Source organism: Pantoea sp. YR525 (assembly GCF_900116775.1).
In the GTDB taxonomy this organism is placed as follows: domain Bacteria; phylum Pseudomonadota; class Gammaproteobacteria; order Enterobacterales; family Enterobacteriaceae; genus Pantoea; species Pantoea symbiotica.
Map to the genome: position 1 here is coordinate 37,398 of NZ_FPBU01000013.1, position 14,000 is coordinate 51,397.

The 14,000-nt window shown below is 56.0% G+C and carries 13 protein-coding genes; 9 read left to right on the forward strand and 4 right to left on the reverse strand.

Annotated features, from left to right (window positions below):
- Window positions 1-43: 43 nt before the first annotated feature.
- The 3 genes from xni to queF all read right to left on the reverse strand — a co-directional run bounded on the left by xni (window position 44) and on the right by queF (window position 3,233).
- Window positions 44-802 (reverse strand): flap endonuclease Xni, encoded by a 759-nt coding sequence (xni, locus tag BM323_RS21830; RefSeq protein ID WP_008101373.1) that lies wholly within the window; start codon window positions 800-802, stop codon window positions 44-46.
- Between the two features lie 38 nt (window positions 803-840).
- Window positions 841-2,205 carry a nucleotide 5'-monophosphate nucleosidase PpnN gene (gene ppnN, locus BM323_RS21835; RefSeq protein ID WP_008101375.1) on the reverse strand — a complete coding sequence of 455 codons (1,365 nt, stop codon included), beginning with the start codon at window positions 2,203-2,205 and terminating at the stop codon, window positions 841-843.
- A gap of 182 nt (window positions 2,206-2,387) precedes the next feature.
- Window positions 2,388-3,233, reverse strand: coding sequence for an NADPH-dependent 7-cyano-7-deazaguanine reductase QueF (gene queF / locus BM323_RS21840; protein WP_008101377.1), 846 nt, complete (start codon window positions 3,231-3,233; stop codon window positions 2,388-2,390).
- 62 nt (window positions 3,234-3,295) lie between these two features.
- Between queF and syd the strand changes: the two genes are divergently transcribed.
- The 4 genes from syd to BM323_RS21865 all read left to right on the forward strand — a co-directional run bounded on the left by syd (window position 3,296) and on the right by BM323_RS21865 (window position 5,999).
- Complete coding sequence (syd, locus tag BM323_RS21845) at window positions 3,296-3,844, forward strand: SecY-interacting protein (RefSeq protein ID WP_008101379.1); 549 nt, start codon at window positions 3,296-3,298, stop codon at window positions 3,842-3,844.
- A 590-nt stretch (window positions 3,845-4,434) separates the two neighbouring features.
- The gene (locus BM323_RS21855; RefSeq protein ID WP_008101381.1) at window positions 4,435-4,761 is read left to right on the forward strand and encodes a YqcC family protein; all 327 of its coding nucleotides are present in this window, start codon (window positions 4,435-4,437) and stop codon (window positions 4,759-4,761) included.
- Window positions 4,761-5,540, forward strand: coding sequence for a tRNA pseudouridine(65) synthase TruC (truC, locus tag BM323_RS21860; protein WP_008101382.1), 780 nt, complete (start codon window positions 4,761-4,763; stop codon window positions 5,538-5,540). The genes BM323_RS21855 and truC overlap by 1 nt, the downstream gene beginning before the upstream one ends.
- Before the next feature lie 12 nt (window positions 5,541-5,552).
- Window positions 5,553-5,999 carry a flavodoxin gene (locus tag BM323_RS21865; protein WP_008101384.1) on the forward strand — a complete coding sequence of 149 codons (447 nt, stop codon included), beginning with the start codon at window positions 5,553-5,555 and terminating at the stop codon, window positions 5,997-5,999.
- Window positions 6,000-6,122: 123 nt separating this feature from the next.
- On the opposite strand, the gene garD is transcribed toward BM323_RS21865, so the two are convergent.
- Window positions 6,123-7,682, reverse strand: coding sequence for a galactarate dehydratase (gene garD / locus BM323_RS21870; protein WP_008101386.1), 1,560 nt, complete (start codon window positions 7,680-7,682; stop codon window positions 6,123-6,125).
- Window positions 7,683-8,191: 509 nt separating this feature from the next.
- On the opposite strand from garD, the gene BM323_RS21875 reads away from it, so the two are divergent.
- Genes BM323_RS21875 through garR form a run of 5 tightly spaced genes read left to right on the forward strand, consistent with a single transcriptional unit; the run spans window position 8,192 to window position 13,960 of the window.
- The gene (locus BM323_RS21875) at window positions 8,192-9,538 is read left to right on the forward strand and encodes an MFS transporter (RefSeq protein ID WP_008101389.1); all 1,347 of its coding nucleotides are present in this window, start codon (window positions 8,192-8,194) and stop codon (window positions 9,536-9,538) included.
- A 9-nt stretch (window positions 9,539-9,547) separates the two neighbouring features.
- On the forward strand, window positions 9,548-10,888 hold the full coding sequence (locus tag BM323_RS21880) for an enolase C-terminal domain-like protein (protein WP_008101392.1): 1,341 nt from the start codon (window positions 9,548-9,550) through the stop codon (window positions 10,886-10,888).
- A 16-nt stretch (window positions 10,889-10,904) separates the two neighbouring features.
- Window positions 10,905-12,236: a glucarate dehydratase gene (gudD, locus tag BM323_RS21885; RefSeq protein ID WP_008101394.1), complete on the forward strand. Its 1,332-nt coding sequence runs from the start codon at window positions 10,905-10,907 to the stop codon at window positions 12,234-12,236.
- Window positions 12,237-12,288: 52 nt separating this feature from the next.
- Window positions 12,289-13,056: a 2-dehydro-3-deoxyglucarate aldolase gene (gene garL, locus BM323_RS21890; protein ID WP_008101396.1), complete on the forward strand. Its 768-nt coding sequence runs from the start codon at window positions 12,289-12,291 to the stop codon at window positions 13,054-13,056.
- Between the two features lie 19 nt (window positions 13,057-13,075).
- Complete coding sequence (garR, locus tag BM323_RS21895) at window positions 13,076-13,960, forward strand: 2-hydroxy-3-oxopropionate reductase (protein ID WP_008101398.1); 885 nt, start codon at window positions 13,076-13,078, stop codon at window positions 13,958-13,960.
- The last annotated feature ends 40 nt before the right edge of the window (window positions 13,961-14,000 follow it).

Here is a 14,000-nt window from a genome sequence, read left to right on the forward strand (position 1 = left end):
AGGGTCGCCATTTATGGTGACCTGGTGCGCATGAATGCGCACCCTACAACGCCTTATATCTCAATGTATTGAGATTGCCTAGCAATACCAAATCCCGTTTTAACGTCGAGACTTTCCGACAAATTTCCGCCATTTCCCGCTGTTCCTGCAATTTCCCCTGCCACTTGCTCGGCACCTGATCCCATTGCTGATAAATCGCATCCAGCGAACCAAACTGCATTAACAGCTCACGGGCACTTTTTGGGCCAATGCCGGGCACGCCAGGAATTTTACTGCTGCTGATACCGCACAATCCCCAGTAATCGGGCAACTGCGTGGGCGAAACGCCAAACTCTTGCTCGATAAAAGGCACATCCAGCCAGCGCTTCTGGAAATAATCGCGAATGCGAATGTTGGGAGCCAGCAGCTGGCAATAACCTTTATCGGTAGAAACAATCGTTGCCTGATGACCGGCGTCAGCCATTTTCACCGCCAGCGTGGCGGCGAGATCGTCGGCTTCGTCTAAATCGGCCACCCAACAGCTGACGCCAGCGACGCGGAAGGCGTCCTGTAGCGCGGGCATCTCCAGATGCAGATCTTCCGGCATTGGCGGGCGGCCCGCTTTGTAATCAGGCAAAAGTTGATGGCGCCAGCCAGGTTGACGCTCATGGCTATCAAAAACCGCCACCACATGCGTGGGCTGGGTATGTCCTAATAACTGATGCAAGGCGGCAACGCAGCTGTCGCGGCAGGGCGATCCCTGAACGGCGTGCAGACGGCGAATCAGATTGAGTGCATCAATGATAAGAAGATGAAACGACATAGCGATAGCGGCAGCCCGCAGGCTGCCTTCCTGGTGGGTTATTTGATGATTTCGTAGCAAGGCGTGTAGGCGCTGCCCGGTAGCTTCATGCGCTGCTGTGCGACAAAGCCTTGCAACAGCTCATCCATGCGGTGCATGAGATTGGCATCGCCGTGCAGCTTGTATGGACCTTTCTCGCGAATTTCACGAATCCCGATCTCTTTAACGTTACCCGCGACAATGCCGGAGAAAGCGCGACGCAGATCGGCTGCCAACAGCTCGGCAGGTTGATCCGGAAACAGCTTCAGGTTTGCCATATTCTCGTGCGTCGGCAGGAAGGGCACCTGCAATTCGGGTGCGATACGAATCGACCAGTTGAAGCTGTAGGCATCGCCGGTTTCGCGACGATATTCTTTCACCTGCGGCATCGCTTTCTTCATCAGACGCGCCACTTCAGCGGCATCATCAATGATGATTTTATAGTGCTTGCGTGCGGCTTCGCCCAGCGTGTTGACGATGAAATCATCCAGCACGCGGAAGTAGTCGGCGCTCTCTTTGGGTCCGGTCAGAATCAGCGGAAGTACCTGATCGCTGTTATGTGGATTCATCAAAATACCCAACAGATAGAGCAGCTCTTCTGCCGTGCCCACGCCGCCAGGGAAGATCACAATGCCGTGAGCGATACGCACAAAGGCTTCGAGACGTTTTTCGATATCCGGCATGATGATCAGCTCATTGACCAGCGGATTCGGTGGCTCTGCGGCAATGATTGAGGGTTCGGTCAGGCCGATAAAACGGCTGTCATGGTAACGCTGCTGCGCATGGCCAACGGCGGCACCTTTCATCGGGGCTTCCATCACGCCCGGCCCGCAACCGGTACAGATGTTGAGTTCACGCAGGCCCATTTGCGTGCCGACGTTGCGGCAATATTGGTATTCCACCGCATTGATCGAGTGACCGCCCCAACACACCACGGTATTCGGGTATTCACCAATATGCAGCGCACGCGCGTTACGCAGAATCGAAAACACCTGATTGGTGATATGCGCAGAGTCTTCCGGTTCATCATTCTGGCAGCGTTCGGTCGCCGCCAGTTGACCGTTCACAAACAGAATATCGCGCAGCACGGCAAACAGGTTCGCCTGTAGCGAACGAATAATACGGCCATCAACAAACGCCTCTTCCGGCGGGTTGATGAGTTCAAGTTTCACACCGCGTTCACGGCGCAACACGTTGATATCAAAGTTTTCGAAACGGGAAAGTAATTCCTGGCTGCTGTCGGTTTGGCTACCCGAGTTGAGTACCGCAAGTGAGCAGTTACGAAACAGCTGATAAAGGTCGCTGCTGGCGGTGCGCTTCAGCATGTCGACTTCAAGCTGGGAGAGCAGGTCCATCGAGCCAAGCGGGCTGATATGTGTAATCAAGAGAACTCCTTTACACGCAAATGCGTGGCTGATGACGCTGCGCTTAACTTATTAACGCAGCGACGAAAATCCCTGGTCGCGCATGCTTCAATCGCGCCTTCAACAGAGTAACGTTGTCCGCCGTGAATGCTCAAGAGGAACCGCGCATCCGTGCAGCGGCCTGCGAGGCGTCTCGCAATCTGCTACTGGCGAACCAGGCGGGAAAAACCGGGAGAGAAGGGCACGTTACTGCGCCACGGATTAATATCCAGACCGCCGCGCCGCGTGTAACGTGCATAAACGGTTAATGCTTCTGGCTGACAAAAGCGCTGAACATCGTTGAAAATGCGTTCAACGCACTGCTCATGAAACTCATTGTGCTGACGGAATGAGATGAGATATCGCAGCAGCGCTTCACGATCGATACGCGGGCCTTTGTAGCGAATCATTACGGATCCCCAATCGGGCTGATTGGTGATTAAACAGTTTGATTTCAGCAGATGGCTAACCAGCGTTTCTTCAACCACCTCGCGGCCAGCAGCCTGCGCCAGATAATCTGCGTTGAAGGCGTAATCGTGGATTTCGATATCCTGCTCATCAATCACTTCGCCAGTGAAGTGGCCGATCGGCTGGCCTTCCACTTCGCTGAGACGAAACAGGGCCACGCTGACCTGACCCTTCGCGCAGGCGCTGAGATCGCGCTCCAGCGTCTGGCGCACTTCGCCCCAGTCGGCGAAAACTGTCTGATTAAAACTGTTAAGATAGAGCTTGAAACTCTTCGACTCGATCAGGTTTTGGCTATCGGCGCGCAGCACTACTTCGCCCACCGCCACCTGCGGAACGCCTTTACTGTTGAGCCAGGAGAGTTCGTATAGCGTCCAGATATCTGCGCCAGTAAAAGGCAGATTATCGGGATACAGCCCAAGCGGCTCACGGTTCAGGCTGCGCGGCACGGATTGCAACAGCGTGTTATCGTAACGATCGACATAAGCCGTGGGCTTACCTAAGGTCAGGCCGCTTAATGCCTGATCCCGGTTTTCAGAAGACATAACGGTTACCACTAAATTTCATCAAAGTGGTTAAGTGTAACCTAACACCTGCGAGAATATGAATGATGCAGCAAACCGTAGATGCTCTGCGTGAGTTTACCGCCCGCTACGTTGAACATTGGCAGCAACAAACCGGACATTTTCCCGCCAGCGCCGATCTGCTTGGCGTTCCCTCCGACTGCATCATCAGCACGCTGGATGACCGCGTGTTGTGGCAGCCGCAGCCGTTTACGTTACCGGCCACGCTTGAAGCGGTAGAGCGTGCACTGGATCTGCAACTGCAACCGGAAATCAGTGCGTTTTACACCACGCAATTTGCCGGCGATATGACGGCAACCTTAGAACAGCGACCAATTACCCTGCTGCAGGTATGGAGTGAAGCGGATTTCACCCGCCTGCAAGAGAACCTGATTGGCCATCTGGTTATGAAGCGCCGCTTAAGACAAGCACCGACCTTGTTTATCGCTACCACCGATTCAGAGAATGATGTGATTGCGCTATGCAATCTTACCGGTGAGGTCATTCTGGAGGAGCCTGGCACTAAAAAGCGTGAAGTGTTGGCGCCATCCGTTAAGACATTTCTTAATGCTTTACAACCGGTTACTCAGTGATTTGCAGATTTTCAGGCTGCGCTTTGTGAGAGATCTCTCACGTCTCGTGTGAGAGATCGCTAGATCATCGTGCAGACTTCTGGAAGCCGTAAATGTAAAAATATTGTGAATCATGAACTTATGGCATCAATCTGAAAATTAAGACAGGGCTTAATCCATTAACGCTTCTTACTGGCTTGTTATTGCGATGGTTTCTGGGAGAATAGTCACCACTGGCAGGATGCTGGGGATTAAGAGACGTTCAGGAGAATGTCAGCCATGAGGCAGGAACGTAACGGAGTTTACGGCACAAGGAAGGCTTCAGGATGAAGCAGGACACTCAGGATTGAGTCAGGGACACCTCCAGGACGGAGAATGAGAGCCACGCGGAATGTGGCGGGCCAGGATGCTAAGGACCAATGTCATGATGACAAGCGACGGAAAGCGCAGGAAAAGTTGTCATGGATGAGCAGGGAGCACAGCAGTAGCTGGAATGCTGCAAACGAAAACCGGGAGCACTGTAATCACAGTGCTCCCTTTTTTTATGCCATTTTTGCGCCGGGCGTGACTGATGGTATGCTTGCCGCCCAATTTTTCTCTGGAGGTGGCGCATGTCGTCGCAAATGATTTTTCAGCGCCTGCAGCAGGTCGAAGCGGTGATGCGCGAACACGGCCATTGGCAGTCACAATCCCCCGAGGCGAGCGCCTTCACCAGTACCGAACCTTTCTGTCTCGATACCATGGAGCCGCTGCAATGGCTGCAATGGGTATTGATGCCGCGCTTTTATGCGCTGCTCGAAAGTGGCGCGCCGTTACCGCAGAATTTCGCTATCACACCTTATTATGAAGTTGCATTGCCAGCCGACACCGCGGGCTATGCGGCGTTATTGCTGACGCTCAACAAGTTTGATGCGCTGTTCCAGGAACCTTCCGCCTGATGCTCGAAATCCTTTATCAAGATGAGTGGCTGGTCGCCGTGAATAAGCCAGCCGGTTGGCTGGTGCATCGCAGCTGGCTCGATCGCAACGAAAAAGTGGTGGTGATGCAAACGGTGCGCGACCAGATTGGTCAGCATGTCTTCACCGTGCACCGCCTCGATCGCCCAACCTCTGGCGTGTTGCTGATGGCCTTATCGAGTGAAGTCGCCCATTTACTGGCGCAGCAGTTTGAACAGCATCAGATGCAGAAAACCTATCATGCGGTACTGCGCGGCTGGCTGGAAGGCGGCGCGACGCTGGATTATCCGCTGGTGGAAGAGCTGGATAAGATTGCTGACAAATTCGCCACTCAGGAGCCTGTTGCCCAACCGGCAGTAACGGATTACCAGGCGCTGGCACACGTTGAGATGCCGGTCGCTATCAGCCGTTATAACACCGCGCGCTATACGCTGGTGGAGATGGCACCGCACACCGGCCGTAAACATCAACTGCGCCGCCACATGGTGCATCTGCGTCATCCGATTATTGGCGACAGCGCGCACGGAGATTTGCGCCAGAATCGTGGTGCGGCGGCACACTTTGGCCTAAATCGCCTGATGCTGCACGCCAGCGCGCTCAGCTTTACTCATCCCGTCACCGGCGAGCCCTTAGTGATTCGCGCCGGGTTGGATAGCGTCTGGCAGCAGATGCTTGAGCAATTTGGCTGGCAGGATCAGATCCCTGATGTTCCCAGGGTTGAGTTTGCCATTGATGCAGTCCAGGATAAGCCAACAGAATAAAGGAGCGGCAAGATGGCAAAGATTGGCATTTTTACAGGTACGGTTTACGGCAATGCGCTGCTGGTGGCTGAAGAAGCACAGACGGTGCTGGAAGAGCAGGGCCACGAGGTGAAGGTGTTTGAAGATCCGTCGATGGCGGATTGGCAGGCATACAGCAAAGAGGTGGTGCTGATTGTCACCTCAACTACCGGCCAGGGCGACTTCCCGGATAACATTGCCCGCCTGTATGTTAAGGTGCGTGATGAGCTGGGTTATCAACCCGAATTGCGTTACGGCGTGATTGGCTTGGGTGATAGCAGCTATGACAATTTCTGCGGTGCCGGTAAAACCTTCGATGCCACTTTGCAGGAGCAGAGCGCACAGCGTATCGGCGAGGTGCTGCTGGTGGATGCGACGGAAGATCCGGAGCCAGAATCAGTGACGTCACCTTGGGTTGAGAGCTGGGGTAAGTTGCTGTAATGACTTTTCCCTCACCCTAACCCTCTCCCGCCAGCGGGAGAGGGAATATTTAGGTGGTACAGCCCGCACGGTTTGTTCCCTCTCCCGCGAAGTGGGAGAGGGCTAGGGTGAGGGCAACAACCATCACGTCACCGGCGCCGGATTAAATACCGCCAGCTGATTACGAATCCCCCAACGATCCGACCACGTCTGTTTGCGCCCGCTGGCAATATCCAGAATCAACTCAAACAGTCGCCAACCGACCTGTTCAATACTTTCTTCGCCCGTCGCAATAGTTCCGGCATTAATATCCATCAAATCATGCCAGCGTTCGGCCAGCGCATTGCGCGTTGCCATCTTAATCACCGGAATGGCGGCTAAACCGTAAGGCGTGCCGCGCCCGGTGGTGAACACCTGCAAGGTAATGCCCGATGCCATCTGCTGCGTGCCACACACGAAATCGCTGGCTGGTGTTGCTGCATAAATTAGCCCGCGTTTAGTAGGGCGCTGACCTGGCGATAACACTTCAACAATTGGGCTGCGACCTGACTTCGCAATCGAACCTAGCGCTTTCTCCACCACATTCGCCAGCCCGCCTTTTTTATTGCCCGGCGAGGGATTGGCGCTGCGATCGGTTTGGCCCTGGCTGAGATAATCGTCATACCACGCCATCTCTTCCAGCAGCCGTTTGCCGACTGCTTCATCTACCACGCGCGGCGTCAGCAGATGAATGGCATCACGCACCTCGGTCACTTCCGAGAACATCACAGTTGCACCGCAGCGCACCAGCAAGTCGGAAGCAAATCCCACGGCGGGGTTCGCCGTTACGCCCGAGAAAGCATCGCTGCCGCCGCATTGTGTGCCAATCACCAATTCTGATGCCGGACAGGTTTCGCGCTGGCGTTGATTGAGCTTTTTCAGATGGCGTTCAGCGACCTGCAGGATTTCATCCACCATCGCGCCAAAGCCGACCAGCCGCTCATCCTGCAAACGCACAATGTCGTTGTCATCCAGCGAAATTGCCTGCACGTCCGGTGTACCGGTCAGCAGACGTTCCGGCTGTAATTTCTCGCAGCCGAGGCTGACGATCATCACTTCGCCACCGAAATTAGGATTCAGTGCCAGGTTATGAATGGTGCGAATCGGCACCACCGCGGCGGGCGCATTGATTGCCACGCCGCAGCCATACAGATGATTCAGCGCCACCACGCCATCGACATTGGGATAGCGCGGCAGCAAATCACGCTCGATGATTTGCACCACATAATCCACCACGCCTGCCACGCAGTGGACGCTGGTGGTGATACCGAGCAGGTTACGCGTGCCAACGCTGCCATCCGCGTTGCGATAGCCTTCGAAGGTATAACCTTCCAGCGGCGGTAGCGCGGGCGGCACATTGTTTGCCAGCGGCAAACTGTTGAGCGGTGGCGCTTCGGGCAGCGCCACCAGTGATTCTTCAATCCAGCTACCTTGTGGGATCGGACGCAGCGCGTAGCCAATCACTTCACCGTAGCGCAGGATTGCGCCCGCTTGCGGAATGTCACTCAGCGCGACTTTATGTCCCTGCGGCACATGCTCCGTCAGTTGCAGCCCGTCGTCGAAACGGGTCCCGGACGGCAATCCCTGATTGTTGACCACGATCGCCACATTATCGGCATCGTGCACTTTGATATAGAGCGGTTTTTCTGTCAGAGGACGGTTCATTGCTCACCTTCCAGTTCGTCGCACTGTACTTAGCAGCGCGGTTTAAAATACGTCCATCACGTCATCGTTTTTTGCCAGCCTCAGTATATGCAGGGGTATTTGCCGGATGCATTGTGCAACTGACTGGCTTTAAGGAGATTTATCAGAGGATTTTGGTTCGTTTATCCAAACGCAAGTGAATTGACTCACAAACTGCTATTGGCCTGTACGTTTACCAGGCAAAATCGCGGTGGAAAAAAGCGTTCCGTGAGCCACGCCGCAGCGTTATGTGCAGATGCCATAAAATCATTCTTATTCACCCTTAATCCTCATGCGTTCTTCCAGTGTTTCGCCTCCAGGCTGTTCCTATACTGATTCTCGTTCTTCAACGTTAGGTTATTCGTCACGACGCATCATCGTATTGCCAAATATAAAAATCGCCGTGTTTAACCCAACATCATTCTGATACCCAACGCGATGTGTATGCAGTCAGAGTGGATGTAGCGTTCGCTATATTTCAGGAGTGCATCATGAATAGTTTCAGCCAGACAGCGGAAGCGGTGCAGAAGCGCACCAATGCCCGTTACTGGATTGTGGTGATGTTATTTATCGTCACCTCGTTCAACTACGGTGACCGCGCAACCATTTCGATTGCCGGTTCGGCGATGTCCAAAGATATCGGCCTTGATTCGGTCGGCCTGGGCTACATCTTCTCCGCCTTCTCGTGGGCGTACGTTATTGGGCAGATTCCGGGTGGCTGGCTGCTCGACCGCTTCGGCTCAAAACGCGTCTACTTCTGGAGCATCTTCCTCTGGTCGCTGTTCACCTTGCTGCAGGGCTTCGTCGATCTGTTCAGCGGCTTTGGCATTATCATTTCGCTGTTCCTATTGCGCTTCCTGGTCGGCCTGGCTGAAGCGCCATCCTTCCCCGGCAACAGCCGCATCGTTGCGGCCTGGTTCCCGGCGCAGGAGCGCGGCACCGCAGTAGCAATCTTCAACTCGGCGCAATACTTCGCCACGGTGATCTTCGCGCCGATCATGGGTTGGCTGGTATCCGAAGTGGGCTGGGCGCACGTGTTCTGGTTCATGGGCGGATTGGGCATCATCCTCAGCTTCATCTGGCTGAAAGTAATCCACGATCCCACCGATCATCCGGGCGTTAACAAAGCCGAGCTGGAGTACATGGAGCAGGGCGGCGCGCTGATCAACATGGACGTCAAAAAGGACGATCGCAAAGTGAGCTGGAGCGAGAAGTGGTTCCAGATCAAACAGCTGCTGACTTCCCGCATGATGCTGGGCATCTATCTCGGCCAATACTGCGTCAACGCCTTAACCTACTTCTTTATCACCTGGTTCCCGGTTTATCTGGTGCAGGCGCGCGGTATGTCGATTCTGAAGGCGGGCTTTATTGCCTCGATCCCAGCGGTATGCGGCTTCCTTGGCGGCGTATTGGGCGGGGTGATTTCCGATTACCTGATGCGCAAAACCGGTTCGCTGAATATCGCGCGTAAAACGCCGATTGTGCTTGGCATGCTGCTTTCCATTTCGATGGTGATGTGTAACTACACCGACACCGAATGGGTGGTGGTGTTCTTCATGGCGCTGGCGTTCTTCGGCAAAGGCATTGGCGCGCTGGGCTGGGCGGTGATGGCAGATACTGCACCGAAAGAGATCAGCGGTTTGAGCGGCGGTCTGTTCAACATGTTCGGTAACTTCTCCGGCATCGTCACGCCAATCGCTATCGGTTACATCATCGCCACCAGCGGTTCCTTCGAAGGCGCGCTGATTTATGTCGGTATCCATGCCTTTGTCGCCGCATTTAGCTTCCTGGTGATTGCCGGCGATATCAAACGCGTCGAACTGAAAACCAGGCCATAAGGACGGAATATGACTACGCAAAGTACGCCGGTCATCACCGACATGCAGGTGATTCCGGTTGCCGGTTACGACAGTATGCTGCTCAACATCGGTGGCGCGCACAGCGCCTGCTTCACCCGCAATATCGTGGTGCTGACTGACAGCGCCGGACATACCGGCGTCGGTGAAGCGCCGGGCGGTGAAACCATCTACCAAACGCTGGTTGAGGCGATTCCGCAGGTGAAAGGTCAGCAGGTTGCGCGCATGAATCGTCTGGTGCAGCAGGTGCACAAAGGCAATCAGTCGGCGGATTTCGATACCTTCGGCAAAGGCGCGTGGACCTTCGAGCTGCGCGTCAATGCGGTGGCCGCGCTGGAAGCCGCGCTGCTCGATCTGCTCGGCCAATGCCTCGGCGTGCCGGTGGCGGAACTGCTCGGTCCAGGCCAGCAGCGCGATGAAGTCACGGTGCTGGGTTATCTGTTTTATCTCGGCGACCGTCGCAAAACCGATTTGCCCTATCTGACCGGCGAAAATGCCAGCCACGATTGGTATCACTTGCGCCATCAGGAGGCGCTAACGCCGGAATCTGTGGTGCGGCTGGCGGAAGCGGCGCAGGACAAATACGGCTTCAAAGATTTCAAACTCAAAGGCGGCGTGCTGCCGGGCGAGCAGGAAATTGAATCGGCGGCGGCGCTGAAAAAACGCTTTCCCGATGCGCGTATCACCGTCGATCCCAACGGTGCCTGGACGCTCGATGAAGCCATTCGCTTGTGTAAAGGCATGGGCGATGTGCTGACCTACGCCGAAGATCCGTGCGGTGCTGAGCAGGGCTACTCCGGTCGCGAAGTGATGGCCGAATTCCGCCGCGCGACGGGCTTGCCGGTCGCCACCAACATGATTGCTACCAACTGGCGCGAAATGAACCACGCGGTGATGCTCAATTCCGTCGATATTCCACTGGCCGATCCGCACTTCTGGACGCTGAGCGGCGCGGTGCGCGTGGCGCAGCTGTGTGACGACTGGGGATTAACCTGGGGCTGTCACTCCAATAACCACTTCGATATTTCGCTGGCGATGTTCACCCACGTTGGCGCGGCTGCACCGGGCAAACCCACCGCCATTGATACGCACTGGATTTGGCAGGAGGGCGATCAGCGCCTGACCAAAGAGCCACTGCAGATCCGCAACGGCAAAATCGCCGTGCCGGATAAGCCGGGCCTCGGCGTCGAGCTGGATTGGGATCGTCTGCATCAGGCCAACGCTTTGTACAAATCGCTGCCGGCGGGCGCACGTAATGACGCCACCGCTATGCAGTATCTGGTTCCCAATTGGTCATTCGACCGCAAGCGTCCAGCATTTGGTCGCGGCTAAGTCTAAGGAGCAGGAAATGAGTCAGACACCGAAAATTACATCGCTGCAGGTCATTCCGGTGGCCGGTTACGACAGCATGTTGCTCAACCTGAGCGGCGCGCATTCACCGTTTTTCACCCGCAATATCGTCATTATTAAAGACAATGCTGGACATACCGGCGTGGGTGAGATTCCGGGCGGCGAAAAGATTCGTCAGACGCTGGAAGATGCGGCGGCGCTGGTGGTGCAGAAAACCGTTGGCGAATACAAAAACATCCTCAACCTGGTGCGCAGCACCTTTGCCGACCGCGATTCCAGCGGGCGCGGCAACCAAACCTTTGATTTGCGTACCACCATTCACGTGGTGACCGGCATTGAAGCGGCGCTGCTCGATCTGCTGGGGCAGCACCTGGGCGTGAACGTCGCCTCGCTGCTCGGCGATGGTCAGCAGCGCGATCGTGTGGAAATGCTCGGCTACCTGTTCTATGTCGGTGACCGCAAGAAAACCTCGCTGCCGTATCAGAGCCAGGAAAATGACAAATGCGATTGGTATCGCCTGCGCCACGAAGAAGCGCTGACGCCGGATACGGTGGTGCGCCTGGCGGAAGCGGCCTATGAAAAATATGGTTTCAACGATTTCAAACTGAAAGGCGGCGTGCTACGCGGCGGTGAAGAGGCTGAAGCGGTAACGGCGCTGGCGAAGCGTTTCCCGCAGGCGCGTGTGACGCTCGATCCTAACGGTGCCTGGTCGCTGAACGAGGCGATTCTGCTCGGTAAGCAGCTGAAAGGCGTGCTGGCCTATGCGGAAGATCCGTGCGGTGCCGAGCAAGGCTATTCCGGTCGCGAAGTGATGGCGGAGTTCCGCCGCGCCACCGGCATGCCAACCGCCACCAACATGATCGCTACCGACTGGCGTCAAATGGGCCACACGCTGTCGCTGCAATCGGTCGATATCCCGCTGGCCGATCCGCACTTCTGGACGATGCAGGGTTCGGTGCGCGTAGCGCAGATGTGCCACGACTTCGGCCTGACGTGGGGCTCGCACTCTAACAACCATTTCGACATCTCGCTGGCGATGTTTACCCATGTTGCCGCCGCCGCACCGGGCGCGATTACTGCCATCGATACCCACTGGATTTGGCAGGAAGGCAATCAGCGCCTGACCAAAGAGCCGTTCCAGATTAAAGGCGGCATGGTGCAGGTGCCGCAAAAGCCGGGCCTCGGCGTCGAGCTGGATATGGATCAGGTGATGCAGGCCAACGCGCTGTATCAGAAACACGGTTTGGGCGCGCGCGATGATGCGCAAGCCATGCAGTTCCTCGTACCGAACTGGACCTTTGATAACAAGCGTCCGTGCCTGGTGCGCTAACTTTTCCGGCTCCCCGCGCGGGAGCCTGCTGTAACCGACAGGAGTGAAGACAATGAGCAATGCCTGGCCGAACCCTTTTCGTCGCCGTTTGCTGGCAGGAGAAACCCTGATTGGCAGCTGGTGCGCGCTGGCTAATCCATTAACCACCGAAGTGCTGGGCCTGGCGGGCTTTGACTGGCTGGTACTGGATGGCGAACACGCGCCAAATGACATCACCACCTTTGTGCCGCAGCTGATGGCGCTGAAGGGCAGCCACAGCGCGCCGGTGGTGCGTCCGCCGTGCAACGAACCGATCATCATCAAGCGCTTGCTGGATATCGGCTTCTACAACTTCCTGGTGCCGTTTGTGGAAACCGAGGAAGAGGCGATCCGCGCGGTGGCATCTACTCGCTATCCACCGGCGGGTATTCGCGGTGTCTCGGTTTCGCACCGCAGCAACATGTACGGCACGCTGCCGGACTACAACAGCACCATCAACGATAACATCACGTTGCTGGTGCAGATCGAAACGCAACAGGCGGTGGACAACATTGATGCTATTGCCGCAGTCGATGGTGTCGATGGCATCTTCGTGGGGCCAGGCGATCTCTCGGCAGCGCTCGGCTATCTCGGCCAGCCTGCGCATCCCGAAGTATTGAAAGTGATTAAACACGTATTCGAACGCGCCAAAGCGGCGGGGAAACCGAGCGGGATTCTGGCGCCGGTGGAAGCCGATGCGCGCCGCTATCTGGAGTGGGGCGCCAGCTTTGTGGCGGTTGGCAGCGATCTGGGCGTGTTCCGTAACGCCACGCAGGCGCTGTGTGACAAATTTAAAAAATAACTGACTGAGAGGAAAGGCAATGAAAATTGGATTTATCGGCCTCGGCATCATGGGCAAACCGATGAGTAAAAACCTGGTGAAAGCCGGTTATTCGCTGGTGGTGCGCGACCATAATGTCGGCAACGAAGCAGAGCTGGTGGAGCTAGGCGCCACCGTGGCGAAGACGCCAAAAGAGGTAGCAGAACAGGTGGATGTGTTGATCACCATGGTTCCGAACTCGCCGCAGGTTAAAGAGGTGTGCCTCGGCGCTAACGGCATCATCGAAGGCGCGAAGCCGGGTCTGATCGTGATCGACATGAGTTCCATTGCGCCGTTAGCCAGCCGTGAAGTGCATGATGCGCTGGCGGCGAAAGGCATCAAAATGCTCGATGCGCCGGTGAGTGGCGGCGAGCCGAAAGCGATTGAAGGCACACTGTCGGTGATGGTCGGCGGTGATAAAGCGGTGTTCGATCAGTGCTACGACATCATGAAAGCGATGGCGGGTTCGGTGGTGCACACCGGCGACATTGGTGCGGGTAACGTCACCAAGCTGGCGAATCAGGTAATCGTGGCGCTCAACATCGCGGCGATGTCAGAAGCGCTGTCGCTGGCGACCAAAGCGGGCGTTAATCCTGAGCTGGTTTATCAGGCGATTCGTGGTGGCCTGGCGGGCAGCACCGTGCTGGATGCCAAAGCGCCGATGGTGCTGGATCGTAACTTCAAGCCGGGCTTCCGTATCGATCTGCACATCAAAGATCTGGCTAACGCGCTGGATACTTCGCACGAGATTGGCGCGCATCTGCCGCTGACCGCTGCGGTAATGGAGATGATGCAGGCGCTCAAGGTGGACGGACAGGGCACTTCCGACCATAGCGCACTGGCCTGCTATTATGAAAAATTAGCGAAAGTTGAGATCACCCGGTAGTGCAATCGTCCGGCGTCTGCGGATGCCGGGCGGCTCGCTG

Bases quoted from the DNA above. Each gene is read 5' to 3' on its own strand.
- gudD (WP_008101394.1), top strand. From the start codon at position 10,905: ATGAGTCAGACACCGAAAATTACATCGCTGCAGGTCATTCCGGTGGCC.
- BM323_RS21865 (WP_008101384.1), top strand. From the start codon at position 5,553: ATGGCAAAGATTGGCATTTTTACAGGTACGGTTTACGGCAATGCGCTG.
- BM323_RS21875 (WP_008101389.1), top strand. From the start codon at position 8,192: ATGAATAGTTTCAGCCAGACAGCGGAAGCGGTGCAGAAGCGCACCAAT.
- BM323_RS21880 (WP_008101392.1), top strand. From the start codon at position 9,548: ATGACTACGCAAAGTACGCCGGTCATCACCGACATGCAGGTGATTCCG.
- garD (WP_008101386.1), bottom strand. From the start codon at position 7,682: ATGAACCGTCCTCTGACAGAAAAACCGCTCTATATCAAAGTGCACGAT.
- syd (WP_008101379.1), top strand. From the start codon at position 3,296: ATGATGCAGCAAACCGTAGATGCTCTGCGTGAGTTTACCGCCCGCTAC.
- queF (WP_008101377.1), bottom strand. From the start codon at position 3,233: ATGTCTTCTGAAAACCGGGATCAGGCATTAAGCGGCCTGACCTTAGGT.
- garR (WP_008101398.1), top strand. From the start codon at position 13,076: ATGAAAATTGGATTTATCGGCCTCGGCATCATGGGCAAACCGATGAGT.
- garL (WP_008101396.1), top strand. From the start codon at position 12,289: ATGAGCAATGCCTGGCCGAACCCTTTTCGTCGCCGTTTGCTGGCAGGA.
- xni (WP_008101373.1), bottom strand. From the start codon at position 802: ATGTCGTTTCATCTTCTTATCATTGATGCACTCAATCTGATTCGCCGT.
- truC (WP_008101382.1), top strand. From the start codon at position 4,761: ATGCTCGAAATCCTTTATCAAGATGAGTGGCTGGTCGCCGTGAATAAG.
- BM323_RS21855 (WP_008101381.1), top strand. From the start codon at position 4,435: ATGTCGTCGCAAATGATTTTTCAGCGCCTGCAGCAGGTCGAAGCGGTG.